25 protein-coding genes are annotated in these 26,736 nt (G+C 72.2%); 13 read left to right on the top strand and 12 right to left on the bottom strand.

The annotated features are described in order from the left end of the window. Positions 1-63: 63 nt before the first annotated feature. Positions 64-510 (bottom strand): MarR family winged helix-turn-helix transcriptional regulator, encoded by a 447-nt coding sequence (locus tag OOK38_RS30670; RefSeq protein WP_266755259.1) that lies wholly within the window; start codon positions 508-510, stop codon positions 64-66. Positions 511-588: 78 nt separating this feature from the next. Here OOK38_RS30670 and OOK38_RS30665 point away from each other — a divergent pair, with 78 nt between their 5' ends. The 6 genes from OOK38_RS30665 to urtE all read left to right on the top strand — a co-directional run bounded on the left by OOK38_RS30665 (position 589) and on the right by urtE (position 6,768). After that, positions 589-1,701: a substrate-binding domain-containing protein gene (locus tag OOK38_RS30665; RefSeq protein ID WP_266755260.1), complete on the top strand. Its 1,113-nt coding sequence runs from the start codon at positions 589-591 to the stop codon at positions 1,699-1,701. A gap of 248 nt (positions 1,702-1,949) precedes the next feature. Continuing rightward, positions 1,950-3,206: an urea ABC transporter substrate-binding protein gene (gene urtA / locus OOK38_RS30660; protein ID WP_266755262.1), complete on the top strand. Its 1,257-nt coding sequence runs from the start codon at positions 1,950-1,952 to the stop codon at positions 3,204-3,206. A gap of 61 nt (positions 3,207-3,267) precedes the next feature. After that, on the top strand, positions 3,268-4,164 hold the full coding sequence (urtB, locus tag OOK38_RS30655) for an urea ABC transporter permease subunit UrtB (protein ID WP_266755264.1): 897 nt from the start codon (positions 3,268-3,270) through the stop codon (positions 4,162-4,164). Then, positions 4,161-5,276, top strand: coding sequence for an urea ABC transporter permease subunit UrtC (urtC, locus tag OOK38_RS30650; protein WP_266755265.1), 1,116 nt, complete (start codon positions 4,161-4,163; stop codon positions 5,274-5,276). Before urtB ends, urtC begins: the two co-directional genes overlap by 4 nt. After that, positions 5,273-6,076: an urea ABC transporter ATP-binding protein UrtD gene (gene urtD / locus OOK38_RS30645; RefSeq protein WP_266755267.1), complete on the top strand. Its 804-nt coding sequence runs from the start codon at positions 5,273-5,275 to the stop codon at positions 6,074-6,076. Before urtC ends, urtD begins: the two co-directional genes overlap by 4 nt. After that, positions 6,076-6,768 (top strand): urea ABC transporter ATP-binding subunit UrtE, encoded by a 693-nt coding sequence (urtE, locus tag OOK38_RS30640; RefSeq protein ID WP_266755269.1) that lies wholly within the window; start codon positions 6,076-6,078, stop codon positions 6,766-6,768. Before urtD ends, urtE begins: the two co-directional genes overlap by 1 nt. Positions 6,769-6,780: 12 nt before the next feature. Here the strand turns inward: urtE and OOK38_RS30635 are convergent, their stop codons facing one another. Together OOK38_RS30635 and OOK38_RS30630 are read right to left on the bottom strand one after the other, a co-directional pair. Beyond that, positions 6,781-7,980 carry an RNA polymerase sigma factor gene (locus OOK38_RS30635; RefSeq protein ID WP_266755270.1) on the bottom strand — a complete coding sequence of 400 codons (1,200 nt, stop codon included), beginning with the start codon at positions 7,978-7,980 and terminating at the stop codon, positions 6,781-6,783. Beyond that, positions 7,977-8,333 (bottom strand): YciI family protein, encoded by a 357-nt coding sequence (locus OOK38_RS30630; protein WP_266755271.1) that lies wholly within the window; start codon positions 8,331-8,333, stop codon positions 7,977-7,979. The genes OOK38_RS30635 and OOK38_RS30630 overlap by 4 nt, the downstream gene beginning before the upstream one ends. A 119-nt stretch (positions 8,334-8,452) precedes the next feature. Here OOK38_RS30630 and OOK38_RS30625 point away from each other — a divergent pair, with 119 nt between their 5' ends. Next, complete coding sequence (locus OOK38_RS30625) at positions 8,453-9,517, top strand: acyl-CoA dehydrogenase family protein (protein WP_266755273.1); 1,065 nt, start codon at positions 8,453-8,455, stop codon at positions 9,515-9,517. Here the strand turns inward: OOK38_RS30625 and OOK38_RS30620 are convergent. From OOK38_RS30620 to OOK38_RS34650, 5 genes are all read right to left on the bottom strand, one after another. Next, on the bottom strand, positions 9,507-10,649 hold the full coding sequence (locus tag OOK38_RS30620; protein WP_266765544.1) for an LLM class flavin-dependent oxidoreductase: 1,143 nt from the start codon (positions 10,647-10,649) through the stop codon (positions 9,507-9,509). The genes OOK38_RS30625 and OOK38_RS30620 overlap by 11 nt on opposite strands. A 97-nt stretch (positions 10,650-10,746) precedes the next feature. Further along, positions 10,747-11,931 (bottom strand): SfnB family sulfur acquisition oxidoreductase, encoded by a 1,185-nt coding sequence (locus tag OOK38_RS30615; protein WP_266755275.1) that lies wholly within the window; start codon positions 11,929-11,931, stop codon positions 10,747-10,749. 4 nt (positions 11,932-11,935) lie between these two features. Then, positions 11,936-12,490, bottom strand: coding sequence for an NADPH-dependent FMN reductase (ssuE, locus tag OOK38_RS30610; RefSeq protein ID WP_266755276.1), 555 nt, complete (start codon positions 12,488-12,490; stop codon positions 11,936-11,938). Positions 12,491-12,576: 86 nt separating this feature from the next. Then, a complete protein-coding gene (gene sfnG / locus OOK38_RS30605) occupies positions 12,577-13,701 on the bottom strand; it encodes a dimethylsulfone monooxygenase SfnG (protein ID WP_266755278.1) in 1,125 nt (374 codons plus the stop codon). A gap of 173 nt (positions 13,702-13,874) precedes the next feature. After that, a complete protein-coding gene (locus OOK38_RS34650; RefSeq protein ID WP_351542021.1) occupies positions 13,875-13,958 on the bottom strand; it encodes a putative leader peptide in 84 nt (27 codons plus the stop codon). 137 nt (positions 13,959-14,095) lie between these two features. On the opposite strand from OOK38_RS34650, the gene OOK38_RS30600 reads away from it, so the two are divergent. Both OOK38_RS30600 and OOK38_RS30595 read left to right on the top strand, forming a co-directional pair. Next, positions 14,096-15,022: a LysR family transcriptional regulator gene (locus OOK38_RS30600; protein ID WP_266755280.1), complete on the top strand. Its 927-nt coding sequence runs from the start codon at positions 14,096-14,098 to the stop codon at positions 15,020-15,022. Between the two features lie 321 nt (positions 15,023-15,343). After that, on the top strand, positions 15,344-17,326 hold the full coding sequence (locus tag OOK38_RS30595) for a hypothetical protein (RefSeq protein ID WP_266755281.1): 1,983 nt from the start codon (positions 15,344-15,346) through the stop codon (positions 17,324-17,326). A gap of 62 nt (positions 17,327-17,388) precedes the next feature. On the opposite strand, the gene OOK38_RS30590 is transcribed toward OOK38_RS30595, so the two are convergent. From OOK38_RS30590 to OOK38_RS30580, 3 genes are all read right to left on the bottom strand, one after another. Further along, entirely contained in the window at positions 17,389-17,556 is a 168-nt protein-coding gene (locus tag OOK38_RS30590) for a hypothetical protein (RefSeq protein ID WP_266755282.1), read from the bottom strand. A 326-nt stretch (positions 17,557-17,882) separates the two neighbouring features. Beyond that, positions 17,883-20,006 (bottom strand): MMPL family transporter, encoded by a 2,124-nt coding sequence (locus tag OOK38_RS30585; protein WP_266755283.1) that lies wholly within the window; start codon positions 20,004-20,006, stop codon positions 17,883-17,885. A gap of 226 nt (positions 20,007-20,232) precedes the next feature. Then, positions 20,233-20,676 (bottom strand): MarR family winged helix-turn-helix transcriptional regulator, encoded by a 444-nt coding sequence (locus tag OOK38_RS30580; RefSeq protein ID WP_266765545.1) that lies wholly within the window; start codon positions 20,674-20,676, stop codon positions 20,233-20,235. A gap of 228 nt (positions 20,677-20,904) precedes the next feature. Between OOK38_RS30580 and OOK38_RS30575 the strand changes: the two genes are divergently transcribed. The 3 genes from OOK38_RS30575 to OOK38_RS30565 all read left to right on the top strand — a co-directional run bounded on the left by OOK38_RS30575 (position 20,905) and on the right by OOK38_RS30565 (position 24,878). Next, complete coding sequence (locus tag OOK38_RS30575) at positions 20,905-22,431, top strand: SDR family oxidoreductase (RefSeq protein WP_266848992.1); 1,527 nt, start codon at positions 20,905-20,907, stop codon at positions 22,429-22,431. 77 nt (positions 22,432-22,508) lie between these two features. Next, entirely contained in the window at positions 22,509-23,882 is a 1,374-nt protein-coding gene (locus OOK38_RS30570; protein ID WP_266755286.1) for a deoxyribodipyrimidine photo-lyase, read from the top strand. Positions 23,883-24,143: 261 nt separating this feature from the next. Continuing rightward, entirely contained in the window at positions 24,144-24,878 is a 735-nt protein-coding gene (locus OOK38_RS30565) for a DUF4142 domain-containing protein (RefSeq protein ID WP_266755288.1), read from the top strand. 82 nt (positions 24,879-24,960) lie between these two features. Here the strand turns inward: OOK38_RS30565 and OOK38_RS30560 are convergent, their stop codons facing one another. After that, positions 24,961-25,959: a MerR family transcriptional regulator gene (locus tag OOK38_RS30560; RefSeq protein WP_266755289.1), complete on the bottom strand. Its 999-nt coding sequence runs from the start codon at positions 25,957-25,959 to the stop codon at positions 24,961-24,963. Positions 25,960-26,071: 112 nt separating this feature from the next. Here OOK38_RS30560 and OOK38_RS30555 point away from each other — a divergent pair, with 112 nt between their 5' ends. Then, positions 26,072-26,677: a sigma-70 family RNA polymerase sigma factor gene (locus OOK38_RS30555; protein ID WP_266755290.1), complete on the top strand. Its 606-nt coding sequence runs from the start codon at positions 26,072-26,074 to the stop codon at positions 26,675-26,677. Positions 26,678-26,736: the final 59 nt, after the last annotated feature.

Here is a 26,736-nt window from a genome sequence, read left to right as displayed (position 1 = left end):
CCAACCTTTTCCGGATCCGGTGCATTCCGGGTCCGCGGCACTACTTTCCGCGACCGCTGGGCATCAGAGTGTGGAGCGCGCGCCCGCCACGCCGAGGGTGTCCGCCAGCCGCTCCAGCAGCGACCGCAGCAGTTCGTCGTCCCCGTCGCTCAGCACCGGCCAACCCGCGCGGACCTCGCGGTCCAGTCGCCGCCAGTACGTCCGACCGCGCGGGGTGAGGTGGGCGAGGATGCGGCGCCGGTCGTTCGGGTCGACGCGGCGGTACAGGAGGTTCTGGTCGACGAGGTGGTCGACCAGTTTGGTGAGCGTGGCCGGCGGGAGGAAGACGGCTTCGGCGATCGCGGTCATGGAGTGGCCCTCGCCGTCGGAGAGCAGCGCGAGGACCCGCCAGGCGTCGAGGGAGCAGCCGTCCTCGTCCAGGACGCTCTGGAGCCGACGCGCGGCCAGTCGCTCGGCCCGCGTCAGCAGCTGCATCAGATCCTGGGGCTGACGCGGCGATGGGGTCGGCATCCTGCTCCTCGCTCCCGGGGGGTGTACATGGTACGAGACGGATTGGAGTTCACCGGGAGGACCCGGAATCATGACGCCATGTTCCGGCCCCCTTCGCCTCCGCCCGACTGGTTCACGGCGGACGATTCCGTGTTCGGCGTGGCCCTCGTCTTTCCCATGCAGGGGTCGGCGGGCATCTTCGGGCCCACCTGCGAACTGTGCGCACGCCTGGCGGCGGAGGAGGTCAACCGCGCGGGCGGAGTGCTCGGCAAGGAGTTGCGGCTGCTGCCCGTGGACGGGGGCGGCACGCCGCGCGAAGTCGCCGACCACGTCGAGGCGTTGGTGGACCTGGGAGCCGTGCAGGGGGTGACGGGCTGGCACATCTCCTCGGTACGCCAGGCCCTCGCCCCGAGAATCGCGCATCGGGTTCCCTACGTCTACACCGCCCTGTACGAAGGCGGCGAGCACACCGCCGGGGTCTTCCTCACGAGCGAGACACCGCGTGACCAACTACGTCCGGCCATGGGTCTGTTGGCGCACGAGCGTGGGCTGCGCCGCTGGTTCGTGGTGGGCAACGACTATGTGTGGCCGCGCCGTACGGCCCGGGCCGCGCACGCCTACGCGCGCGAGTCCGGCGGCAGTGTCCACGGAGAGGTGTATCTGCCGCTGGGCACCCATGACTTCGGGGCGGTGCTGCGCCGGATCGAGCACACGGAGGCGGACGCCGTCATCATGCTGCTGGTCGGCAGTGACGCGGTGCGCTTCAACCGGGCGTTCGCCGCGGCCGGTCTCGACGCCCGCTGTCTCAGGCTGAGCACGCTCATGGACGAGAACATGCTGATGGCGAGCGGGCCTTCGGCCACCGCGGACCTCTACAGCACGGCCGGCTTCTTCGCCTCCCTCGCCAACCAGGACACCCTCGACTTCCACGGCCAGTACGCCGGACGGTTCGGAGTCGAGGCACCGGCCCTCGGCAGCCTCGGCGAATCCTGTTACGAGGGTGTGCTGTTGCTGGCCGCGCTGATCCAGCGCGCCAAGGCCATCGACGTGTCCGCGATCGGGGCGGCCGCCGAGACCGTGTCGTACGAGGGGCCGCGCGGGCTGCTCCATCTGCGCGGCGGCCATGTGCGCCAACGCATCTACCTGGCACGGGCGGAGGGGCTGGACTTCGACGTGGTCGCCGAGCTCGACCTCCGCGAACCGCGCTCTTGACAGCGGCTCTCCCGCGCCAAGATACTTCCCGCAGGAAGTAATCAGAATGCCTTGGGCGTGTCATGAATTCGGATGCCGAATTCCGCCCCGGGCATTTTTTGTTGCCTGGTCGGCCCGCCTACGAATCCGTCATGAGAGCGGGAAGATACGGCCGGGAAAGTACCGCGAAACACCTTGGAAACAGCGTGACTTGAGGCTGTGGACCGCACTTCAGGAGGTCGTCTCCTCCACAGCCCGAGGGGGTTCTATTGTCCAGCGGTTCCCGAATTCTCCGACGCCGGATCGCAGCCGGTGCCGCCGCGCTCGCGACCGTCGTCGCACTCTCCGCGTGCGGCGCCAAGACCGACGCGGGCGGTACGTCCGACAAGGCCGCGAAGGCGGACGTGAGCGGCGACACCGTCAAGGTGGGCCTGCTCAACTCGCTGTCGGGCACGATGGCGATCAGCGAGGTCACCGTACGCGACTCGCTGAAGCTGGCCATCGGCGAGATCAACGCCTCGGGCGGAGTGCTCGGCAAGCAGATCAAGCCGATCAGCGAGGACGGCGCCTCCGACTGGCCGACCTTCGCCGAGAAGGCGAGCAAGCTGATCAGGGAGGACCGGGTGGCGGCCACCTTCGGCTGCTGGACCTCCGCGAGCCGCAAGGCCGTCAAGCCGGTCTTCGAGAAGAACAAGTCGCTGCTCTTCTACCCCGTGCAGTACGAGGGCCTCGAGCAGTCCCCGTACATCTTCTACACCGGGGCCACCACCAACCAGCAGATCATCCCGGCCCTCGACTACCTCAAGTCCCAGGGCAGGAAGCGGATCTACCTGGTCGGCAGCGACTACGTCTTCCCGCGCACCGCCAACAAGGAGATCAAGGCGTACGCGAAGGCCAACGGCATGACGGTGCTCGGCGAGGACTACGCGCCGCTCGGCTCCACGGAGTTCAGCACGATCGCCAACAAGGTGAAGGCGTCGAAGGCGGACGCGGTCTTCAACACCCTCAACGGCGACTCGAACGTGGCGTTCTTCAAGGAGTACAAGTCCGCCGGACTCACCGCCAAGGGGATGCCGGTGGTCTCGGTGTCGATCGCCGAGGAGGAGGTCAAGTCGATCGGGGCGCAGTACCTGGCGGGCCAGCTGACGGCCTGGAACTACTACCAGACCACCCCTGGGGCCGCGAACACCGAGTTCGTGAAGGCCTACAAGGCCAAGTACGGCCAGGACAAGCCGACCAGTGACCCGATGGAGGCCGCGTACACCTCGGTCTACCTGTGGAAGGCGATGGTCGAGAAGGCGAAGTCGTTCGACCCCGAGAAGGTCAAGGCGGCCTCCGACGGCATCACGTTCGACGCGCCGGAGGGCAAGGTCACCGTGGACGGCGCGACCCAGCACATCTACAAGACCGCCCGCATCGGCAGGATCGGCTCCGACGGGCTGATCAAGCAGGTCTGGGACTCCGGCAAGCCGATCGAGCCGGACCCCTACCTGAAGGGTTACGACTGGGCCTCCGGCCTCTCCTGATCACCCGTCGCGCGGGGCCTGTGCGCACAGGCCCCGCGTCCCGACTCCCCGGAGCCGCCGCATGACCGTGATCCTCGGGCAGTTGTTCACCGGCGTCAGCATCGGTGCCGTCCTGCTCCTCATCGCGCTCGGCCTCTCGCTCACCTTCGGCCAGATGAATGTCATCAACATGGCCCACGGCGAGTTCATCATGGCCGGCGCCTACACCACGTACGTACTGCAGAAGTCCATTTCCGACGCAGGAATTTCACTGATCGTCGCGCTGCCCGTCGCATTTCTCGTGTCGGGGACGCTCGGCGCCCTGCTGGAATGGCTGCTGATTCGCCGCCTTTACCTCCGTCCCCTCGACACTCTTCTTGTCACATGGGGTGTCTCGCTGATGCTTCAGCAGCTCGCCCGTGACATTTTCGGGGCGCCGAATGTGCAGACCCGCGCACCCGATGTCCTCACCGGGAACATCACGGTCATCGGAGGCGACGACCCGCTCACCTTCGCCAACAGCCGGCTGTTCATTCTGGGACTGGCGATCGCGGCGGTCGTGGCGCTGTCCGTGACGCTGCGGCTGACCCCGCTCGGGCGGCGCATCCGCGCGGTCGTGCAGAACCGGGACCTGGCGGAGGTGTCCGGCATCTCCACCGGCCGCGTGGACCGCACCGCCTTCTTCATCGGCTCCGGGCTCGCCGGGGTCGCCGGGGTCGCGCTGACACTCGTCGGCCCGATCGGGCCGACGATGGGCACCAACGTCATCATCGACGCCTTCCTGGTGATCGTGGTCGGCGGCATCGGGCAGCTCAAGGGCAGCGTGATCGTGGCCTTCGTGCTGGGCGCGCTGCAGTCGGTCCTGGAGTACTCCACCACCGTCAGTGTCGCGAAGGTGCTGGTCCTCGTGGCCATCGTCGCGTTCCTCCAGTGGCGGCCGCAGGGCCTGTACACGCTGCGCACCAGGAGTCTCACATGACCACCACCACTCCCCTCGCGCCGAAGGCGGAGCAACAGCCGGGCCCACGGAGCCGGTTCGAGGCGGCTCGGCCGGCCGCGGGCTTCATCGCGGCCGCCGTCGCGCTCTTCGCCGTCGCCCCGCTCGCCCTGTCCGACTTCCGGCTCGGTCTGCTCGCCAAGTATCTGTGCACGGCCATGGTCGCGGTCGGTATCTGTCTGGCCTGGGGGCGCGGCGGACTGCTGACACTCGGCCAAGGGGTGTTCTTCGGGCTGGGCGGCTACGCCATGGCCATGCACCTGAAGATCGCGGACGCGGGCCCCGGCAACCTCCCCGACTTCATGCAGTTGTACGGGTCCGCCACCGAACTCCCCTGGTGGTGGCGGCCGTTCGCGAATCCGGTGTTCGCGATCGCCGCGACCGTCCTGTTGCCGATGGCCGTCGCCGCGATCCTCGGCTCGTTCATCTTCCGGCGCCGGGTCAAGGGCGCCTACTTCGCGATCCTCAGCCAGGCGCTCGCCGCCGCCTTCGCGATCTGGCTGATCGGCCAGCAGGAGACGACGGGCGGCACCAACGGCCTGACCGACATCCAGGGCTTCTTCGGCTACGACCTGAACGACCCGGTCAACCAGCGGATGGTGTACTTCGTCATCGCCGCGGTGCTGCTCCTGCTGATCGCCCTGGCCCGTCAGCTGATGCACAGCCGCTACGGCGAACTCCTCGTCGCCGTAAGGGACTCGGAGGAGCGGGTGCGTTTCCTCGGGTACGACCCGGCGAACGTGAAGCTCGTCGCGTACGTCGTCGCGGCCGGCATGGCCGGACTCGCGGGCGCGCTGTTCGTGCCGGCCGTCGGCATCATCTCCCCCGCGCTGGTCGGCATCGTGCCGTCCATCGAGCTCGTCATCGGCGCCGCGGTCGGCGGCCGGGCGAGCCTGGTGGGAGCGGTGCTCGGGGCGATCGGCGTCGCCTGGGCCAGGACGGCCCTGTCGGAGGAGTTCCCCGCGGCCTGGACCTACTTCCAGGGGCTGCTGTTCATCGTCGCCCTGGCGTTCCTGCCGGGCGGACTCGCCTCGCTGGCCGGGATCGTGCGGCGGCGCCGGGCGAACCGAGGACTCGCTGGAGACACGGCATGACGGAGTTTGCGGACAATGGGCCCGCGGGACTGGAGATACGCCGGCTGCGGGTCACGTTCGACGGCTTCACCGCCGTCGACGGGGTGGATCTCGACGTACGGCCCGGTGATCTGCGTTTCCTGATCGGGCCGAACGGCGCGGGCAAGACGACTCTGGTCGACGCGGTCACCGGGCTGGTGAGGGCAACGGGATCGGTGCGGTTCGCGGGCGCCGACATCCTCGGGCGGAGCGTGCACCGCATCGCGCGCTCGGGGATCGGCCGCACCTTCCAGACGGCCACCGTCTTCGAGGAGTTGACGGTCCTTCAGAATCTGGACATCGCGGCGGGCGCCGGGCGGGGCGCGCTGACGATGCTGCGGCGCCGCAGGGGTGTGCCCGAGTCCGTGGCGCGCGCCCTGGAGACGGTGGGCCTGACCGGCCGCGCCGACAGCCCGGCCGGCACGCTCGCGCACGGACAGAAGCAGTGGCTGGAGATCGGCATGCTGCTCGTGCAGGACGTCCGGCTGCTGCTGCTCGACGAGCCGGTCGCGGGCATGAGCCACGACGAACGACAGGCCACCGGCGAGCTGTTGGAGCGCATCAGCCGGGAGCGGACCGTCGTCGTGATCGAGCACGACATGGACTTCATGCGCTCCTTCGCGCGCAGCGTCAGTGTGCTGCACGCGGGCCGGGTGCTCAGCGAGGGGACGGTTTCCGAGGTGCAGGCCGACCCGAAAGTGCAGCAGGTGTATCTCGGGCACGCGGCCGCCGAGGACACCACGGCGTCCGTGCCCGGACCGACCGCCGCTCAGGAGGCGTGATGCTGGAGATCGACACCGTCCACGTCGGCTACCACCGCAGTCTCGTCCTGCACGGTGTCTCCGTCGAGGTGCCGAGGGACGGCGTGGCTGCGGTGCTCGGGCACAACGGCGCGGGCAAGAGCACCCTGCTGCGGGCCGCCGTCGGACTGCTCGGCCCGCGGAGCGGCTCGGTCCGCCTGGACGGCGAGGACATCACCCGGCTGAGGCCTCATGAGCGGGTGGCGCGCGGTATGGCGTACGTCCCTCAGGGTCAGCAGGCCTTCCCGCACCTCACGACCGCCGAGAATCTCCAGCTGGTCGCGGACGGGCGGCGCCGCGGCAGGGAGGCGATCGCCGAGGCGCTGGACCTGTTCCCGGCGCTGCGTGCCCTGTCGGGCCGCCGCGCGGGGCTGCTCTCCGGAGGTCAGCGCCAGCAACTGGCCATCGCCCGGGCCCTGGTGACGGAGCCTCGGGTCCTCCTTCTCGACGAGCCGACCGAGGGCATCCAGCCCTCGGTGGTCACCGAGATCGAGGAGACGATCCTCGCCCTGGCCGCCCGGGGCGGTCTGTCGGTGCTCCTGGTCGAGCAGCACGTCGGTTTCGCGATGCGGGCGGCGCAGCGCTACTACGTCCTGGAGGCGGGCCGGGTCACGTCGTCGGGCGAGGGCGGCCGCGACGCCGAACGGGTGGTGCGGGAGGCGCTCAGCGTGTGACCGCGCGTGCGGTCAGGTCCCCGCGAGGGCTGCTCGGGCCCGTTCGAGGTGAGCGCGTTCCGGCGCGCTCCCGGACAGCGTGATGGCGGCGTCGTACGCCTGTACCGCCTCGGTGTGCCGTCCGAGCCGGCGCAGCAGGTCCGCCCGTACGGCGTGGAAGGCGTGGTATCGACCGAGGTCGAGCTTGTCGACGAGGGCGAGGGCGGTCTCCGGTCCCTCGACCTCGGCCACGGCGACGGCGCGGTTGAGGGCCACGACCGGGCTGGGGGCGAGGTTCATGAGCTGGTCGTACAGCTGGAGGATCTGGCCCCAGTCGGTGGCGGCCGCGGTCGGCGCGTCGCTGTGGACGGCGTTGACGGCGGCCTGGATCTGGTAGGGCCCCGGCCGGTTGCGGCGCAGACAGCGGCGTACGAGGGCCTGGCCCTCGGTGATCAGGTCCGGGTCCCACCGCGTTCGGTCCTGGTCGGCGAGGAGGACCAGGTCGCCGTCCGCCGTCGCGCGGGCCGGCCCGCGGGCCTCGATGAGCAGCATCAGCGCGAGCAGGCCGAGCGCTTCGGGTTCGTCCGGCATGAGCTCGACGAGGAGTCGTCCGAGGCGCACGGCCTCGGCGCAGAGGTCCTCGCGGCCGCCGTACCCCTCGTTGAAGACGAGGTAGACGACGGCCAGCACGCCTTTGACGCGCTCGGGCAGATCGGCGTCGCGCGGGATGCGGTAGGGGATGCCCGCGTCGCGGATCTTGGCCTTGGCGCGGACGATCCGCTGGGCCATGGTGGATTCGGGGACGAGGAAGGCGCGGGCGATCTGCGGGGTGGTCAGTCCGCCGAGGAGCCGCAGGGTGAGGGCGACCTGGGCCTGGGGGGCGAGCGCGGGGTGGCAGCAGGTGAAGATCAGACGGAGCCGGTCGTCGCGCACGGGGCCCTCCTCCACGGGTTCGTCCGGGGCGTGCAGCCGGGCCGCTTCGGCGTGCCGGGCCGCGCGGGTGGACTCGCGGCGCAGTCTGTCGACGGCTCGGTTGCGGGCGGTGGTGATGATCCAGCCGGCCGGGCTCGGCGGTATGCCGGTCTCCGGCCACTTGGCCACGGCCGTGGTGAACGCGTCCTGGACCGCTTCCTCGGCGAGGTCGATGTCGCCCAGGAAGCGGATGAGGACGGCGACCGCCCGGCCGTACTCGGCGCGGAAGACCGCCTCGATGTCACCGGCTCCGACAGTCATCGGTCCTCGGACTCGTGGGTGAACGGCCGCACCTCGATCGGGAGCGTCGTCGCCAGGATCGCCTTGCGTCCCCAGGCGAGCGCCGCGTCGAGGTCGGGCGCCTTGATCAGACAGATCCCGCCCAGATACTCCTTGCTCTCGGTGTACGGCCCGTCGGTGGCCAGCACGTCACCGTCCCGGGCCCGCAGCACGGTGGCCGTGTCCGGCCCGTGCAGTCCGCCGGCGAACACCCAGGCACCGGCTTCGCGCAGCTCCGCGTGGAACACGTCGAGATTGTGCATGATCTCTTCCAGAACCTCGGGCGCGGGCGGCTCGCCCTGCGGCTGCATCACGCTCAGCAGGTAGTACTTCATGATGTGTCCTCCTCGGTGGTCACTCGCTCGGTGTCTCACTGACTCGGCGTCTCACTGACTACACGAACGGGAAGGCGCCGGATCGACACACGCCACGACGACAGCGGGAGAATCCTTCGATGACCATTCCACCGCATCCGCTCGTCACCGCGGCCCGGAGGCTGGCGGCCGACGTGCTGGCACCGCGGGCGGAGCGCGTGGACCAGGACGGCATGCCCGCGAGCAGCGTCGAGGCGGTCAAGCGGTCGGGTCTGCTCGGGATCGCCGCCCCGGTCGCGTACGGCGGGTCGGCGGCGCCCGCCGCCGTGGTCCGGGAGACCGCGGAGATCCTGGCCGGGGCCTGCTGCTCGACGTGGTTCGTGCAGACCCAGCACCACACGCCGGTGACGACCCTGGCGAAGTGTGACCTTCCGGTGCGGGAGCGCCTGCTCGGCCCGCTCGCTCGCGGAGAGCTGCTGTCCGGGGTCGCGTACGCCCAGCTGCGCGCCCACCCGCGGGTCCCGGTGCGGGTCACCCGCGAGCGCGGCGGCTGGCGCTTCGACGGGAGGATTCCCTGGTACACGGGCTGGGGGCTGAACGACGTCATGCTGCTCGCGGGCGTGACGGACGCGGACGAGGCATTGTTCGCGTTCACCGAGGCGCGCGAACAGCCGGGGCTGCGCCCGTCCCCGCCGATGCGGCTCGCCGCGCTCACGGCGTCCCGGACGGTCTCGCTGGAACTGGACGGGCTGTGGCTGCCCGAGGACGCGGTGGCGCTGCGCACCCCGTACGCGTCCTGGGCGGTCACCGACCGGCCCAAGAACACCAATGCCTCACCGGCCGTGTTCGGGGTGACGGCGGCGGCGATCGGCCTGCTGGAGGACGATCCCTCCGCGAAGGAGACCGCGGGCGCGCTGCGGGCACGCCTCGACGCCGTCAGGCGGCAGGCGTACGACCTCGCCGACCACCCGGTGCCGACCGAGCGGATCGAGGAGCGATTGGCGTGCAAGACACGGGCGTACGACGTGATGCGCGCGGCCACCACCGCGGCGGTGGTCGCCCGGGGCGGGCGGGCGATGGACGTGCGCAGCCCGGCACAGCGGCTGGCGCGGGAGGGGATGTTCCTGCTGGTGCAGGGGCAGACGGCCCAGGTGCGTGCCGCGCACCTGGGGTCGCTGGGGTCACCCGGTCCGCTCAGCCGGTGAAGGGCACCTGCGGAGCCTGTGCCGGTGGGGTCGCGAACGGGTGCTGCCACAGGCCCCGCTCGGCGAGGCGGGGCAGGACGCCCTCGCCGAACCAGTAGGCCTCCTCCAGGTGGGGGTAGCCGGAGAGCACGAACTCGTCGATGCCGAGGGCGTGGTACTCCCTGATCCGCTCGGCGACCTCCTCGTGGCTGCCGACCAGGGCGGTGCCCGCTCCGCCGCGCACCAGACCGATGCCGGCCCACAGGTTGGGGTGGATCTCCAGGCCGTCCCGGCCGCCGCCGTGCAGCGCGAGCATCCGCTGCTGGCCCTGCGACTCGCTGCGGGCGAGCCCCGCCTGGACGGACCGCACGGTGTCCGGGTCGAAGCCGTCGAGGAGCCGGCGGGCCTCGGCCCACGCCTGTTCGGAGGTGTCCCGGGTGATGACGTGCAGCCGGATGCCGAACCGCAGGGTCCGCCCCTCCTTCGCCGCGAGCCCGCGGATCCAGGCGATCTTCTCGGCGACCTGGGCCGGTGGTTCGCCCCAGGTGAGGTAGACGTCGGCGTGGCGGGCGGCGACCTCACCGGCGGCGGGCGAGGAGCCGCCGAAGTAGACCTCGGGGACCGGGTCGGGGACCCGGGCGAGCCGGGCGTCCTCGACCCGGAGGTGCTCGCCGGCCAGGTCGACGGTCTTGCCGTCCCACAAGTCCCGGACGATCTGCAGGAATTCGCCGGTACGGCGATACCGGGCGTCCTTGTCGAGGAAGTCGCCGTAGGCGCGCTGCTCGTGGCTCTCGCCGCCGGTCACCACGTTGAGGAGCAGCCGTCCGCCGGTCCGGCGCTGGAAGGTGGAGGCCATCTGCGCCGCGAGTGTGGGCGACACGAAACCCGGCCGGAAGGCGACGAGGAACTTCAGGCGCTCGGTGTGCTGGCTGACCATCGCGGTGGTCAGCCACGCGTCCTCGCACCAGGCACCCGTCGGGGTGAGGGCCCCGACGAAGCCGAGGTCCTCCGCGGCGCGGGCGATCTGGCTCAGGTAGGCGACCGTCGGCGGCCGGTCCCGTCCGGAGGCGGTGGCGGGCGTGCCGTGGCCACCGCCGACGACATCGCGGCTGTCTCCGTTGGTGGGCAGGAACCAGTGGAAGGTGAGGGACACGGCGGGGTTCTCCGATCGTGGGGGCATGGCGGGCGAGGGGGCCCGTCGGACGGGGGCCGACGCGCCGTGCCTGGCGTGCGGGGTCTGATCGCGGGGGCTAGAGCAGGCCGTGTCGCGGTGGCTTGGTGCCGCTCAGGACGTATCGGCCGATGTGCTGGATCTTCCAGCGGGCCGGGTCGTGCAGGGTGTGGGTGCGGGCGTCGCGCCAATGCCGGTGCAGGTTGAGGGAGTTCAGAGCCGAACGGGTGCCTGACACCTCGAAGAGGGCGTCCGCCACCAGTACCGCGGTGGCGGCGGTGTGCGCCTTCGCGGCGGCCACCGCGATGGACGCCTCGGCCGCCGACGTGTCGGTCAGCTCGTCGCGAGCCGTGTCGACCGCGCGGGCCGCGACACCGAGCAGCGCTTCGGATGCCCTTACCTGGAGGGCGAGTTCACCGAAGCGCTGGATGAGCAACGGGTCCTCGGCCGCCGTCTCCACGCCGCTCTCGAACCAGGGCCGGCTCTTGGTGCGCACGAACTCCGCCGCCTCGGCGAGCGCGCCCGCCGCGATCCCGGCGTCGATGGCCGCGTGCAGCAACTGCGCCACCGCCCCGTGCAGTTGCGGTCCCCGGAAGGTGAGATGGTGCGGGATCACGCGGTCGGCCGGCACGTCGACGGCGTCGAGACGGACGGTGCCGCTGGCCGTGGTGCGCTGCCCCATGCCGTCCCAGTCGTCGTCGACGGTGACGCCGTCGGCGTCCCGTGGGACGTAGGCGACGTGCAGGTTGTCGTCCTCGGCACGGGCCAGGACGGGGATCCAGTCGGCGAAGAGCGCTCCGGTGGAGTAGTGCTTCACGCCGGTGAGCCGGTACGAGCCGTCGGGCCGCGGTTCGAGCCGGGTGCGGATGTCCTGGACGTGCCGGGTGCCGGCCTCCGACTGCGCGTTGCCGAACCGCCGCCCCGCCAGGACCTCGGCGAAGAAGAACTCCTTTTGGGCGGGGGTTCCCTGATGGCGTATCACGTTCGTGTACACGAAGTGGTTCTGCGGGATCTGGGCGAGGCTGGCGTCCGCCGAGGCCAGCAGCCGGAAGATCTCCGCCAGGGTCTCCTGGCGTACGTCCGCTCCGCCGTGCTCGGCCGGCACCGTGACGGCGAGCAGGCCCGAGGCGGAGAGCCGCTCCAACTCCTCGTACGGAAGGCGTCGTTCGGCGTCCCGCGCCGAGGCTCCGGTGCGGAACTCGTCGGCGAGGGCGGCGGCGACGGCCAGGGCCTCGGTGTCGTCGGCGATCACTTTGGCGGTCATCAGGTCAGCCCGCGGCGGCCAGCAGGGGCGTGCGGCCGAGGGCCGCCGAGAACTGGTCCACCACCTGGGCCAGGGCCTCGGCGGTGCCCGGGGCCACGGTGACGCTCCCGTCCTGCCCGGTGGTGATGTCCTTGTCGAGGGTGAACCAGCCTTGGACGATGTGGGCCGCGCCCATGGAGTTCAGCACCGGGCGCAGCGCGTAGTCCAGAGCGAGCACATGGGCGGTGCTGCCTCCGGTGACCAGCGGCAGCACGGTCTTTCCGGTCAGGGCGTACTGCGGAAGCAGGTCGAGCAACGCCTTGAGGACGCCGGAGTAGGCGGCCTTGTAGACGGGGGTGCCGATGACCACCCCGTCGGCTCGGGCGAACAGGGCGGTCGCCTCGACGATGGCGGGGTGCTGGAAGTCCGCGCCGAGCAATGCCTCCGCGGGGATGGTGCGGACGTCGAGGGGAATCACCTCGTGGCCCTGGGCGGCGAGCCGGGTGTCGAGGTGACGCAGGAGTTTGGCGGTGCGGGAGGAGACGGAGGGGCTGCCGGAGACGGACAGGACGGTGGCCATGAGTCCTCTTTCGTGAGCGGGGTTCTGAGTGGGCGGGCTGCCGGATCGGACGGGGGAAGGGCGGGGAGACGGGCGCGGACCGCTCGTCACGCGTGCGCCGCGGCGGACTCCTTCTCCCGGTCGGGCAGTTGGGCCTCCAGTTCGCGTACGAGGGGCAGCACGCGGCGCCCGAAGTACTCGACCTCCTCGTGGTAGTGCAGGAAGCCGAGGAGGAAGAGGTCGACGCCGAGGCGTTTGTAGGCGACGATCCGTTCGGCGATCTGTTCCGGGGTGCCGATGAGCCCTGTGCGGAAGCCGTCGTTGTACTGGACGAGGTCCTCGAAGCTGGAGTCCCGCCACATGCCCTTGCCGTCGGAGGTGGACGCTCCGGCCTGCTGCACGGCGGCGCCGAAGCCCTCGACGGCCTCGGTGTCGGCCTGCGCGACGATCTCCCGGAGGGTCGCGCGGGCCTCGGCCTCGGTGTCCCGGGCGATGAGGAATCCGTTGAGGCCGAACTTCGGCGGTGTGCGTCCGGCCCGGGCGGCGGAGACGCGGACGTCCTCGATCTGTTCGACGACTCCGTCGAAGTCCTTGCCGTTGGAGAAGTACCAGTCCGAGACACGGCCCGCCATGGCGCGGGCGGCGGTGGAGTTGCCGCCCTGGAAGATCTCCGGGTGCGGGCGCCCGGGGGTGTCCAGCGGCTTGGGCTTCAGCGAGAAGTCACGCAACCGGTAGAAGTCTCCGGCCAGTTCGGTGTGGTCCTCGGTCCAGATCTGGCGGAGCGCGCGGATGAATTCCTCGGATCGGCGGTACCTCTCGTCGTGCTCCAGCCAGGGTTCGCCGAGTGCGGTGAACTCGGCCTTGAACCAGCCGCTGACGACGTTCACGGCGAAGCGGCCGTGCGAGAGGTGGTCGGCGGTGGCGCCGAACTTGGCGAGGACGCCGGGATGCCACAGTCCCGGATGGACGGCCGCGATGACCTTCAGGCGCTCGGTGGCGAGGAGCAGGGCGAGGCTGAAGGAGGTCGACTCGTGCTGGTACTCGGCGCCGTAGCCGGCCATGTAGCGGACCTGGCTGAGCGCGTAGTCGAAGCCGTTGTTCTCGGCGAGGACGGCGAGTTCGCGGTTGTAGTCGTAGCCCCAGTCGGTGCGCTGTTCGATCTTGCTGGTGACCAGGCCGCCGCTGACGTTGGGCACCCAGTAGGCGAAGCGGACGGGTTCGGTTGCGGACACGGAACGACTCCTGATGTGCGGTACACGGGCATGACGAAGAAAGGCCCGGGAATTCAGCGGGAATTCGGGCTGCGAAATGCGGGTGACGGGCAGGGAGTTCGTCCTGGCGCGCGGCGAGTGGAATCAGCCGGGGCGGACCGGTCCGTGCGAAGGGGACCCTACCGTCGGGATCGTCAGGCTTCGCGACAACAGAAGGAGCTGGAGACACGCGCGAGGTCGACGTGGCGTCGCCGCGTGAGGTCCAGTCGTATCTTCATGTCGTCGATCGTCGCAGCCCCCGGCCCGGGCAGTCAAGGAACGGCGGACCGGTCTCGTATCCCGGACCGCCGCATTTCACGAGGGCGTGACAGGGAAACCCTTGAACCGGTTCGCGCGGCGGCGGCATTCTGCCGGTGTGCGAATAGAGCAGCTGGAATACATCGCGGCGGTAACACGGCTCGGGTCCTTGCGGCGGGCCGCCGAGGAACTCCATCTGTCCCAGCCCGCGTTGAGCGAGACCGTGCGGAACCTGGAACGCGAACTGGGGGTCGACCTGCTGGAGCGCAAGCGGTCGGGGGCGCGGATGAGCGCCGAGGGACGGGAGCTGCTCCCGCACATCGTCGATGTGCTGGACGCCGTGGACCGGCTGCGCGGCGCGGCGGGCGAGCAGCACCGCGTCCGGCGGATGGTCCGCGTCGGCACGGTCAACGCGGCCACCGTGCCGCTGCTCATCCCCACGGTCCGGGATTTCCGCGTGTCGCATCCGCTGACGCAGGTGGAGGTGGTCGGCGCCCAGCAGGCGGAGATCCACCGCACGCTGTCCGAGGGCGGCCTCGATCTGGGCCTGGTGAACCATCTGGACGGCGACGATCTGCCCGCGGAGTTCGAGTCCACCCGGCTCCTCGGCGGACGGCCGGTGCTGTGCGTGCGACCGGACAGCCCGCTGGCGTCCCTGTCGTCGGTGTCGGCCGAGGACCTGCTCGCCGGCCATGAGCCGCTCATCGCCATGCGCTCCGGGTACGTCATGCACCGGTACGTCCACCGATTCCTGGAGGGCCGGGAACCCGGCTTCTCGTACTCCACCGACGGCGCCGAGATGGGCAAACTCATGGTCGCCGAGGGACTGGGCGCGACCGTGCTGCCCGACTTCAGCGTCATCGGCGATCCGCTGGAGAGGTGCGGCGCGATCACCCACCGGCCGCTCACCGACGAGGCGACACGGGTCCTGCTGATCCTGCGGCGCCGACGGGCCGACTCGGTACCGCGAGCGGCCCAGGACCTGCACGAGGCGTTCGTCCGGAGAGCCGGGGAGCTCGGCGGCGCGCTGACGTCCGCGGCGTGATCCGTGGCGCGGAAGGGCAACCGCGGGCAACCGGCGCATGATCACGCCCCGCCGAGCGCCCCGCTCCGGGCCCCGGCGGCAGCCGCACTCCGGACCGTGCGTGCGGGACGCGGCCGGCGAGGCGGTGCGGCTGCCCGGCTAGACGTACGTCCCGGCCCCGGCGGGACCTCTCACCTGCCCCGAGCGGGACCCGCGCTCCGGACCTCGACGAGGAACCCCGCCCCGGGCCCCGGCACGGCCCGTCCTGTGACCATCCGAAGAGTCACTCGTTTGACGGATCGGCGTGACACGACGTCAGCTCCTTCGGAAGGCATTCGTTCCATGCCCATCCCCTTGCTTCCGCGATCGGCCCGCCGCGGCAGGACAGCACTCGACCGGGCCGAGACCGCCCTCTTCGAGGAGTACGGCGCTCTGGTGCGGCTCGCGTACCTCACGCTGCCTCCCTCACTGAGCAAGCACCGGCGCATCCTCGTGGCCCATTCGCTCGTGCAGCGTTCACTGCCGGGCTCCCGCGAGCGGGACCCCGGGCCTCACCTGCCGAAACCGCGCGGCACCGGCCGCCCCTCCGCCACGCAGAAGGACCGGCTGCGCGGCCGCGTCCTGCGCTCGGCGATCGCGTACGAGCGTCCGCCGCGCGGCTGGCCCCACCGGCTGCCGCCACCCCGCACCCTGCTGCCCGTACTGCCGGTCGTATGGGGGTTACGGCTGTTCCCGCGCGCGGGCGGTGCGGACGACCTCGCGCTGGGCCGGGCTCTGGCGGGTTCGACAGCCGCCGCGCGCGCCGCATTCGTCCTGCGCAGCGTGGACGAACGAACCGATGCGGCGATCGCGACGCTGCTCCGCGCCGCCGGGGTCACCGACCCCGAGGGCGCTCTCGGTTCCGCGACCCGGCTCGCCGAGTCCGCGGGCCGGGCCACCCGAACGCTGCTCGGGTCACGGGAGTTCGACGCCTGCACGGTGCAGACCGGGCCCACCGATCTGCTGCGCCGCCGACGCCGTGTCCGTTTCCTGTGGGGCGCGCTGTCCGCCCTCGTGTTCACCGGGGTGCTGCTGGCGGTCTCCGCCCCGGGTGCCGCGCCGCCGTCGACCCGCGACACCCCCGCGGGCGCGACCCTGCCCGGCCCCGCGGACCTCGTGCGCACACCCCGGGACTCCTGGGCCGACACCGCGCGGGTCGACTTCACCGCCTGGCCGGCGCGCGGCGCCCGCGCCGACGACCCGGAGCTGCTCGCCCGGGCCCTGTCCAGCTGGGCCCGGCCGGCCCGCGCCGGGCACGTCACCACGACGGCGGGTACACCGATGGACGCGCCGCCGCACGCGCCCCAGCTCCTCTACGCGGGGAACGTGGACGGTGACGCCGTGGTCCTGCTGCACGACGGCCGGCGCGTGGTGCGCTACAGCGAGCCGCTCCACGCGCCGGGGCACGGCACCCTCGCCCTCGCGCGGACCGACGACGCGGATGTGACGACCGCCGCCGCCCTGGTCGTCGGGCGCGGCGCCCGGGGGACGAGGTTTCTCCTCGCCCCCTGGATCGCCGAGACACGGACGCGCGACCTGACGCGTCCCGACTCTCCGTCCCGGCCGGTCGACGTCGCCCGGGACGGGGTCACGGCACCGGTCGCCACCGCGGCCGCGGGCGCGGCCTGCGACCGTCGGCCGGTGCTCCGGCTGCGCTCCTCGGAACGCATCGTGGAGAAGCACGCGTTCCTGCTGACCGACCTGGGCGAGCTGTCGCCGGTCCATCTGACGTACACCCCGCTGCCCGGGCACGGGACTCCTCCGGCGCGGCAGCCCAGGGAGGCGACCGGCCCGGCCGCGCTGGTCGCCTGGGCCCGCATGGCGTGCGGGCTGGATCGGCTGCGCGGCGCCGGGGTCCGGGCGGTCAACGCCTGGGACTTCGCCGAGCAGGATCTGCCGGAGAAGGGGGGACACGCCGTGTGGGTGTGCACCCGGGCCGCCACGTGGCGCGGTCCCGGCGATGTGCGGGTGCTGTTGCGCGCCCCCGCCTCCTCGCCCTCCGCACCGGCCCGGGAGGTCGTGCGGGCCGGGTCCACCGCGGCCTGCGGCCGGTTCGGCCAGCATGTGGTGGCCGCCGCCCACTGGCGTTCACTCGCGGGTCACTGGTATCTGCTCGCCGCCGGCAGCCGGGCCGTCACCCGTATCGAGGTGAGCGGCGCCGTCACGGCCCGGACGGACGGCCGTACGCTCGCCGTGCGGGCTCCGGAGGACGCCCGTCCCGGCGTGACGGCCCGTCTGGAGAACGGTGCGTCACTGGCTCCGGTCGGCGGCGGGGCGAGCCGCTGAGCCGGCCCGACCGCGCGGGGTCCGCCTCGGTCCGCGTCCCCGATCGGAACGGCGACGCGGAATCAGTCCTCTTCGCCGATCGGGACGACCACGAGGAAGGCGTCCGACTTCAGGTCCATCACGACCGTCGCCGCCAGTCCCTCGGTACGGCGTCGTGCCGCGTACTCCTCCGCGGTCCAGGATCCACGCGGAGCCCCTGCGGGAAATCGTTCCAGCACCTTTGTGCCCATGGCGGCAGACACCTCCAGCTGTGACCTCGGACCCGGAGCGACGAGTCCCGTGGGATCCGCTTGCCCGGGTTTCTCCGAGACATGTCAGGTCTGTTCGCCGTCCGTCGACAGCGCCGGGCACGGACTTGGCCTTGGACTCGGACACGGGCATGGGCACTGGCACTGACATGGGCACGGACATGGACTCGGCGACGGACACGGACGGTCCGCCCGCGCGAACCGCGCGGGCGGACCCTCTCCTTCACGGCCCAGTCACACCCGGGCCGTCCGACGGGGCCCCGTCACACCCGGGCCTCTCGCATCCGCCCTCCGTGAAGCCGGTCCTCTCACACCCCGACGCGCTCGACCTCGCGGGGCACGGGCCCGGGCTCCGGCTCGCGGCTCAGCGTCCCCGGCCACCAGGCGCGGCGGCCGATGTCGCGGACCAGGGCGGGCACCAGCAAGGAGCGGACCACCAGGGTGTCGAGCAGGACGCCGAAGGCGACGATGAAGGCGATCTGCACGAGGAAGGCCAGCGGGATCACGCCGAGGGCGGCGAAGGTCGCGGCCAGCACCACGCCCGCCGAGGTGATCACTCCGCCGGTGGCGACGAGTCCGCGCAGCACCCCCTGGCGCACCCCGTGGAGCAGCGACTCCTCACGGACCCGGGACATCAGGAAGATGTTGTAGTCGACTCCGAGAGCCACCAGGAACACGAAGCCGTACAGCGGCACGGACGCGTCGGTGCCCGTGAAGCCGAATCCGTGCCGGAACACGAGGGACGAGATGCCCAGGGTGGCGAGGAAGTTGAGCGCCACGGTGGCCACCAGCAGGACCGGCATCAGCAGCGAGCGGAGCAGGCCGATCAGGATGACCAGGATGATGGCGAGGACCACGGGCACGATGAGCGTGCGGTCGCGTTCGGCGGTCTGCCGGGTGTCGTACTGCTGGGCCGTGTAGCCCCCGACGAGCGCGTCGGCGCCCGGCACGGCGTGTACCGCCTCGCGCAGCCGCGCGACGGTCTCCTTGGCCGCGTCGCTGTCCGCGGCGGACCGCAGGGTGACGTCGACACGCACCCGGCCGTCGACGGCCCGGGGCTCTCCCTCGCCGGGCTGCCCGGAGGCCGTCACCGCGGCGGCCGACGCGACACCCTCCGTCGCACGCGCCGCGGCCGTGACCCGCGTGACGCTGCCGGCGTCCGCGATGATCACGGCGGGGTTCCCGGAGCCGCCGGGGAAGTGGCGGCCGAGGGTCTCCTGCGCGGCGACGGACGGCGCGTCGTTGACGAAGATCTCGTCGAGGGGGACGCCCTTCGCGGAGAGGGTGGGCGCGAAGGCGGCGCAGGCCAGGAGCCCGGCCAGGGCGATCGCCCAGACCTTGCGCGGCGCGCGGTCCACCAGATCCGCGACCCGGTTCCAGATGCCGCTGCCGGTCCGCGCGTTCCCCGCCGGGCGGGGACCGGCGGGCCAGTAGGCGGCGCGGCCGAGCAGCACCAGGACGGCGGGCAGGAAGGTGAGCGTGCTCAGGACGGCGCAGACCACGCCGATGGCGCCCACGGGGCCGAGCGCCCGGTTGTTCGTCAGGTCGCTGAGCAGCAGCGCGAGCAGTCCGAGGGCGACGGTTCCGGCGCTGGCGACGATCGCGCCCCAGGACTGCCGGAGCGCGGCCCGGACGGCCGTGAACCGGTCGGCGCGCAGGGCGAGTTCCTCGCGGTAGCGGGCGGTCAGCAGGAGGGCGTAGTCGGTCGCGGCGCCGATCACGAGGATCGAGAGGATGCCCTGCACCTGACCGTCCACGCGGACGACGTCGTGGTCGGCGAGGACGTAGACGACGGCGCAGGCCAGGCCCAGCGCGAAGACGGCCCCGAGGATGATGAGGAAGGGCAGCAGCACGCTGCGGTAGACCAGCAGCAGGATCACCAGGACCGTCGCCAGGGCCACTCCGAGGAGCAGGCCGTCGATTCCGGCGAAGGCGTCGGAGAGGTCGGCCTGACTGGCCGCCGGTCCCGCGACCTGGGCGGTCGTTCCCGGGACGCGTTCGGCGGCGGTGCGGATGCGCTCGATGGCGTCGGGGAGCTTCTCGCCGAGGTCGGGCCTGAGCTGGACGACACCCTCGAGTGCCTTGCCGTCCCGCGACGGCAGGGCGGGGGACGCCCGGCCGACCACGCCGGGGGCGCCGGTGAGCGAGGCGAGCGCTCCGCTCGCGGCCGACCGCTGGGCCCCGGCGGCGGAACCGCCGCCGTCCACGGTCCAGACGACGATCGCGGGCAGCGTCTCGGCCTGCCGGAAGGCGCGCTGCTGGGCCACCACCTTCGTGGATTCGGCGCTGCGCGGCAGGAAGGCGGCCTGGTCGTTGGTGGCGACCTCGCCGAGTCTGCCGGCGTAGGGGCCGAGAGTGCCTCCGATGCCGAGCCAGGCCACGAGCAGGACGACGGGGATCAGCCACAGGGCCCGTCGCGGGGTGATGGACATCGCTCTCCAGATTTCACGGGCAGGTGGGACAGGTATCTCAATAATAAAGAATCTCAATCATTGAGATATCTTGCGCCCAGATCGTAGACCACGCCCTCGCTTCCGGACCCGGCACCCCTCCGGATGCACCGGACCGCGACCGGACCCACGACCCGTGACACACCGGCAGCCGGGAAACGACGACAGGAGCAGGCGGCCGTCGGGGCGTTCCCGCGGACGGACGGGTTCAGCGCCCCGGGGAACGCACGCCGGAAAGGTGTTCGTTCATCTCCGTCAGGAAGCGGAGGACCACCGACAGCTCGTCCTCGCTGAAGCCGGACCGCACGCTCGCGGTGACCTCGGCGAGCGGCCGGAAGTGGGCGCGCGCGGCCGACTTGGCATCCGGGACGTAGTGGAGGTGGACCACTCTGCGGTCGGGACTCTCCCGGACGCGCCGGATGTGGCCCGCGCGCTCCAGCCGGTCCAGACACGCGGTGACCGCGCCCGAGGTGAGTCCCAGATGCTCGCGGAGCCGGCCGGGCGTGAGCGGCTCGGGCGCGTCGAGGATCGCGGCGAGGGCCTGCACGTCCGTGGCGTGCAGACCGTGCTCCCCGGCGAAGCCGTGGACCAGCCGGTTGATCTCGCCGTTCATGCGGCGCAGCTGGACCGCGAAGGCCTGGAGATCCGTCACCGGGGCACGCTCCGGCTCCCGGCCCGCGTCGGGGTCCGGGTCACCCGTCCGGTCGTCACGGTCGTCTCGTCTGGCCACGCGATCAGCCTATAGAAGTCCGCGGCCTGTCCCCCGTACGGCCGTCTCGCGCCAGGCCGTCCCGTACGGCGCATCCGCTGGGGGCGCCGACGGGGAAGGGATCAGGAGGGGGCGGACAGCGGGGGCGACGGCGGCACCGACGGAGGACCCATGAGCGACGACGCCCCCACCGGACCGAGGTGTCTGGTGACCGGTGCGACCGGCTACATCGGCGGACGGCTGGTCCCCGAACTGCTGGCCGAGGGCTACCGGGTGCGCTGTCTGGCCCGCTCCCCCGCCAAGCTGCGCGACTACCCCTGGGCGGGCGAGGCGGAGGTGGTGCGCGGGGACGTCACGGACGCCGCATCCGTCGCCGACGCGATGGACGGGTGCGAGGTCGCGTACTACCTCGTGCACGCCCTCGGCACGGGCCACGACTTCGAGGAGACCGACCGCAGGGCGGCCCGCATCTTCGGCGAGCAGGCCCGCGCGGCGGGTGTGCGGCGCATCGTCTACCTGGGCGGCCTCACCCCCGCGGGCGTACCGGAGGCGGAGTTGTCACCGCACCTCAGGTCGCGGGCCGAGGTGGGCCGCATCCTGCTGGAATCGGGGGTACCGACCACCGTGCTGCGCGCCGCGGTGATCATCGGCTCCGGCTCGGCCTCCTTCGAGATGCTGCGCTATCTGACCGAGCGGCTGCCGGTGATGGTGACGCCGAGCTGGGTGCACACCCGGATCCAGCCGATGGGCGTACGCGATGTGCTGCGCACCCTGGTCGGCAGCGCCCGGATGCCCGCGGAGGTCAATCGCGCGTTCGACATCGGCGGTCCCGAGGTCCTCACCTACCTGGAGATGATGCGGCGGTACGCGGTCATCGCCGGGCTGCCCCGCAGGCTCATCTTCCCGGTGCCGGTGCTCACGCCCCGGCTGTCCAGTCACTGGGTCGGCCTGGTCACCCCGGTGCCCGCGTCCATCGCGCGGCCGCTCACCGAGTCGCTGCGCCACGAGGTCGTGTGCCGCGAGCACGACATCGTCCGGTACGTTCCCGATCCCCCGGGACGGCCGATCGGCTTCGACTCGTCGGTGTCCCTGGCGCTCCAGCGGGTGCGTGACGCCCAGGTGACCACGCGCTGGTCGTCGGCCTCGTATCCGGGGACGTCCAGTGATCCGCTGCCCACCGACCCCGACTGGGCCGGCGGCAGTCTCTACACCGACCGCCGCGAGCTGACCGTGGACGCGTCGCCCGAGGCGCTGTGGCGGGTGATCGAGGGCATCGGCGGTGACAACGGCTGGTACTCCTTCCCGCTGGCCTGGGCGGTGCGCGGCTGGCTCGACCGCGCGGTGGGCGGGGTGGGGCTGCGGCGCGGGCGCCGGGACGCCGCCCGGCTGCGTGTCGGCGACTCGCTCGACTTCTGGCGCGTGGAGGAGATCGAGCCGGGTCAACTGCTGCGGCTGCGCGCCGAGATGCGGCTGCCGGGTCTGGCCTGGCTGGAGATGTACGCCGAGGTGACGGACGACGGGCGTACGCGCTACCGCCAGCGTGCCCTGTTCCATCCGCACGGGCTGCTCGGCCACCTGTACTGGTGGAGCGTCTCGCCGTTCCACTCCGTGGTGTTCGGCGGTATGGCCCGCAACATCGCGAAGGCCGCCGTGAAGAACGCGCCCGCCGGGCGGGAGGAACCCGCGCTCACCCGCTGACCCCGCATCCGCGGGAGCCGGCCGAGACGAAGCAGATCGACGCCGTACCCCTCGCGGACCTGCCCCGGAGCCACGCCATGACCATCTCTGTCGTCCTGTTCACCTCGGACCTGCGGCTGCACGACCACCCGCCGCTGCGGGCCGCCCTCGACGGTTCCGACGCGGTGGTGCCGCTGTTCGTCCGCGACGAGGCCGTCGCGGAGGCCGGGTTCACCGTTCCCAACCGGATGGCCTTCCTCGCCGACTGCCTGGCGGATCTGGACGCACGGCTGCGGGAGCGCGGCGGCCGCCTGGTGGTGCGTTCCGGCGACGTGGTGGCCGAGGTGGCCAAGACGGTCGCGGAGGCCGACGCCGACGAGGTGCACATGGCGGCGGGGGTCAGCGCCTTCGCGCACCGCCGGGAGGAGCGGCTGCGCGCCGCGCTGGAGGCGGAGGGGTGCCGACTGCACGTCCACGAGACGGTGATCACCGCGCTGGCTCCGGGCGCGGTCACCCCGGCGTCCTCCGACCACTTCGCCGTCTTCACGCCTTACCACCGCCAGTGGGCGCGGCAGCCGTTGCGGGACGTGGTCGCCGCTCCCCGGGCCGTCCGGGTGCCGGAGGGCGTCGGCTCGGAGGAGGTCCCGTCCCGCTCGGGGGTGTCCGGGGTGTCGCCGGGGCTGGCCACGGGCGGTGAGACGGAGGCCAGGAAGCGCGTCACGGCCTGGCTGCGGGGCGGGATCGGGGCGTACGAGGACCGCCATGACGACCTGCCGGGCGACGCCACCTCCCGGCTCTCCCCCCACCTGCACTTCGGCACGCTGTCGCCGGTCGAGCTGGTGCACCGGGCGGCCGCCGCGGGCGGTCCGGGCGCCGAGGCGTTCGTACGGCAGCTGGCGTGGCGGGACTTCCACCACCAGGTGCTGGCCGCCCGGCCGGACGCGTCCGCCGCCGACTACCGCTCCCAGCACGACCGTTGGCGCTCGGCCGCCGAGGCGCGGGACGACATCGAGGCGTGGCGGGAGGGGCGGACCGGCTATCCGGTGGTGGACGCGGCGATGCGGCAATTGCGGCACGAGGGCTGGATGCACAACCGGGGCCGCCTGCTCACCGCGAGCTTCCTGGCCAAGACGCTGTACGTGGACTGGCGGGTCGGGGCCCGGCACTTCCTGGACCTGCTGGTGGACGGCGATGTCGCCAACAACCAGCTCAACTGGCAGTGGATGGCGGGAACGGGCACGGACAGCCGGCCCAACCGCGTCCTGAACCCGGTGATCCAGGCCGGGAAGTACGACCCGGACGGCACGTATGTCCGGCGCTGGGTGCCCGAGTTGGCGGGGCTCGCGGGGCGTGCCGTGCACGAGCCGTGGAAGCTCCGGGGCCTGGACCGCGCGGCCTTCGACTACCCGGACCCGATCGTCGATCTGTCCGAGGGGCTGGCCCGGTTCAAGAAGGCCCGGGGCCGCGACTGAGCGTCGGAGCCGGGACCGGGCGTCGCGGCCGGGACCGGGACCGGGCGTCGCGGCCGTGACCAGGCGTAGCGGCCGTGATCGGGAGACTCGGCGACCGGGCAGAACTTCCGGGATTTTACCCGGAGTAGAGATTTCTTTCCGGCCTGACGCCGTACATGTGGTCGTCCGAACCACCCGTACCGGATCCATCCGCACCGGATCCACCGCGCGGCCCGGAGTCAACGGCTCCGGAGCGCCGCCCCGCCCCCAGGAGGCTGCTCAATGCGCATTGCACGGAACGCGGGAACACTCTTCGTGACCGGCGCGTTGACCCTGACCCTCGCCGCGCTCGCCTATCCGGCCATGCTGGGGGTGTCCACCGCGTCCACCACCTCGACGCGCATCATCGCCAATCCGTCCTCGGGGCCGCTGACCGAGGCCGACCGCGACTTCGTCGTCAAGGTGCGCGCGGCGGGACTGTGGGAGTACCCGGTCGGGCAACTGGCCCTGCAGAAGGGGACCATACCGGCGGTCCGCACCGCGGGGGAGCACCTGATCTCGGGGCATGCGGGGCTCGACGACACGAGCCGCAAGATCGCCACACAGCTCGGCATCACGCTGCCCAACAAGCCGTCCCCGCAACAGCAGGGCTTCGTGGCGACGTTGAGCGCGGACAGCGGCAAGAAGTTCGACACCGACTTCGCCAACATCCTGCGCATCACGCACGGACAGATCTTCTCGACCGTCGCGAAGATCCGCGCCACGACCGAGAACGCCCTCGTACGTCAGCTCGCCGACCAGGCCAACGACACCGTGCTGGACCACATCACCGTGATGGAGAAGACCGGGCTGGTCGACTTCGAGCAGGTGATCATCCAGGAGACGACCCTCCCGAAGGTGCCCAAGGACAACCTGACGCCGCCCGCGCCGCAGCCCGGCGAGCCGGTCGTCGTCCTGACGCCGCCCGCAGGCAGCGGCGCCGCCACGAAGCCCTCTCCGACGCCGACTGTGGGCTGATCGGCACCGGCGACGGTGGCTCCGGCCGCGCGCGCGGGGTTGCGGACCCGTGCGCGCGGCGGAGCGGTGGGCCTCGGCCCGTTCAGCCGCCGGCCAGACCCGCCAGCGTGGTCAGCGCGTCCCGCAGTCCCGGCGGCCGGAGCATGCCCGGCTCCGCGCGTCCGGCCCAGCCGGGGCCGCCCAGGAGGACGGCGGGATGGCTGCGTGCGCCCTTGACGCCCCAGGTGGTGGCGGCGATGTGCCGGGCCAGCGGGCGGTCGGCGGTGGAACGGGTCTGGGACCACAGCACGACGGCGACCGGCCCGAGCCGCCGCACCGCCGTGGTCAGCGCCTCCGGGGGCACGGCGGGGCCGAACATCCGGGTGGGCAGGCCCTGTTCGACGAGCCCCGCGTGCAGCGCCTCGAGCGGCAGGCAGTGCTGTTCGCCCGGCACGCAGGCCAGCACCACGGGTCCCGTGCCGGCGGCCGGCACTCCGGGCACCGCCGGTCCGGGGGCGCGGTGCAGCACCCGGGAGATGTGCCAGGACAGCAGGTGCTCCACCTCCACGTAACGGTCCCCGGCCGACTCCCACTTGCGCCCCACCGCGTGCAGGGTCGGCACCATCACCTCCTCCCAGCCGACGACCACGCCGTGCCGTGTGACGAGCGAGGTCAACTGGTCGTCCACCGAGGGCGCGTCGAGGCGTACGGCGGCGCGCGCGAGACCCTTGCACTCCTGCCGGGCGTCACCGAGGGGCAGCGCTCCGGCCGCGCGCGAACGGGGATCGTCCTGGCCGGGCGGGGCATCGGCCTCGGGCGCGACCGGGTCGGCCCCGCCCTTCGCGGCCCTGGCCGCCTCGGCGGGCGGCACTCCCGCCGAGGTCAGCCGGCACATCTCCTCGAGCATCGCGACGTCCTGGGGCGTCCAGCGGCGGTGCCGTCCGTCGGAACGGACCGCGGGCCCCACGCCGTACCGGCGGTCCCAGGACCGCAGGGTGGTGGGTGAGACTCCGAGGCGACGGGCCAGCGCACCGGTGGTGACACCGGCCTCGGCGGATCCTGTGCCCGGTCCCCGCCCCTGATCCGTCCGGCTCTCACCCATACGGCGACTATACGACGCAGAAACGATGCGAGTTGTCGCCTCTGTCCCATCGTTCACACGATGGGTTCACGGGGCCCGCCGCAGGAGGCGCCCGGAGCGAGGAGCCGTGGCCATGAGCGCAGATCCGACCGTCGAACAGCGGACCGCCGAGCCCGCGGACACGATCACGGACGCGATCGCGGACGCGGACCTGGCGCGGGGCATCATCGACGGGGACGAGGCCTCGATCGCCGCCGCGTACCGGCGCTGGGCCCCCCTCGTCCACACGCTCGCCCGGCGCTCGCTGGGCGATTCGCGCGAGGCCGAGGACGTCACCCAGCAGGTGTTCCTCGCCGTGTGGCGGGGCGGGCGGGGCTATCGCCCGGAGCGCGGCACACTCGCCGGCTGGCTCGTCGGCATCACCCGGCGCAAGATCGCCGACGCGCTGTCCGCGCGCACCCGGCGCACCGAGCTGGTCGGCGCGGCCGGCGCGCTCCTGGTCCTCGCCGACGACACCCGGGCCCGGCCCGAAGCGGCGCTCGACCGTGTCCTGGTCCGGCACGAGCTGGCCAAGCTCCCCACACCGCAGCGCCGGGTGCTGCATCTCGCGTTCTACGAGGACCTCACGCAGACGCAGATCGCGCAGCGCACAGGCCTGCCGCTGGGCACGGTCAAGAGCCACTCCCGACGCGGTCTGCACCAGTTGCGCGACGGTCTGCGGTCGGCGGCGGAGGTCTGAACGCCGACCGCGCGCCGTGTTCCGCGGGCCGCCCCGTGCCCCGGCGCACCCATGCGTCC

The organism is Streptomyces sp. NBC_00568 (genome assembly GCF_026341855.1).
Classification (GTDB): Bacteria; Actinomycetota; Actinomycetes; order Streptomycetales; family Streptomycetaceae; genus Streptomyces.
This window is presented reverse-complemented; position numbering and strand designations above follow the sequence as displayed.

Bases quoted from the DNA above. Each gene is read 5' to 3' on its own strand.
- OOK38_RS30625 (WP_266755273.1), top strand. From the start codon at position 8,453: ATGACCATTCCACCGCATCCGCTCGTCACCGCGGCCCGGAGGCTGGCG.
- OOK38_RS30575 (WP_266848992.1), top strand. From the start codon at position 20,905: ATGAGCGACGACGCCCCCACCGGACCGAGGTGTCTGGTGACCGGTGCG.
- OOK38_RS30615 (WP_266755275.1), bottom strand. From the start codon at position 11,931: ATGACCGCCAAAGTGATCGCCGACGACACCGAGGCCCTGGCCGTCGCC.
- OOK38_RS30635 (WP_266755270.1), bottom strand. From the start codon at position 7,980: ATGACTGTCGGAGCCGGTGACATCGAGGCGGTCTTCCGCGCCGAGTAC.
- urtD (WP_266755267.1), top strand. From the start codon at position 5,273: ATGACGGAGTTTGCGGACAATGGGCCCGCGGGACTGGAGATACGCCGG.
- OOK38_RS30560 (WP_266755289.1), bottom strand. From the start codon at position 25,959: ATGGGTGAGAGCCGGACGGATCAGGGGCGGGGACCGGGCACAGGATCC.
- ssuE (WP_266755276.1), bottom strand. From the start codon at position 12,490: ATGGCCACCGTCCTGTCCGTCTCCGGCAGCCCCTCCGTCTCCTCCCGC.
- urtE (WP_266755269.1), top strand. From the start codon at position 6,076: ATGCTGGAGATCGACACCGTCCACGTCGGCTACCACCGCAGTCTCGTC.
- OOK38_RS30665 (WP_266755260.1), top strand. From the start codon at position 589: ATGTTCCGGCCCCCTTCGCCTCCGCCCGACTGGTTCACGGCGGACGAT.
- OOK38_RS30595 (WP_266755281.1), top strand. From the start codon at position 15,344: ATGCCCATCCCCTTGCTTCCGCGATCGGCCCGCCGCGGCAGGACAGCA.
- urtC (WP_266755265.1), top strand. From the start codon at position 4,161: ATGACCACCACCACTCCCCTCGCGCCGAAGGCGGAGCAACAGCCGGGC.
- OOK38_RS30565 (WP_266755288.1), top strand. From the start codon at position 24,144: ATGCGCATTGCACGGAACGCGGGAACACTCTTCGTGACCGGCGCGTTG.
- OOK38_RS34650 (WP_351542021.1), bottom strand. From the start codon at position 13,958: ATGAAGATACGACTGGACCTCACGCGGCGACGCCACGTCGACCTCGCG.
- urtB (WP_266755264.1), top strand. From the start codon at position 3,268: ATGACCGTGATCCTCGGGCAGTTGTTCACCGGCGTCAGCATCGGTGCC.
- OOK38_RS30670 (WP_266755259.1), bottom strand. From the start codon at position 510: ATGCCGACCCCATCGCCGCGTCAGCCCCAGGATCTGATGCAGCTGCTG.
- OOK38_RS30555 (WP_266755290.1), top strand. From the start codon at position 26,072: ATGAGCGCAGATCCGACCGTCGAACAGCGGACCGCCGAGCCCGCGGAC.
- OOK38_RS30590 (WP_266755282.1), bottom strand. From the start codon at position 17,556: ATGGGCACAAAGGTGCTGGAACGATTTCCCGCAGGGGCTCCGCGTGGA.
- OOK38_RS30585 (WP_266755283.1), bottom strand. From the start codon at position 20,006: ATGTCCATCACCCCGCGACGGGCCCTGTGGCTGATCCCCGTCGTCCTG.
- OOK38_RS30570 (WP_266755286.1), top strand. From the start codon at position 22,509: ATGACCATCTCTGTCGTCCTGTTCACCTCGGACCTGCGGCTGCACGAC.
- OOK38_RS30630 (WP_266755271.1), bottom strand. From the start codon at position 8,333: ATGAAGTACTACCTGCTGAGCGTGATGCAGCCGCAGGGCGAGCCGCCC.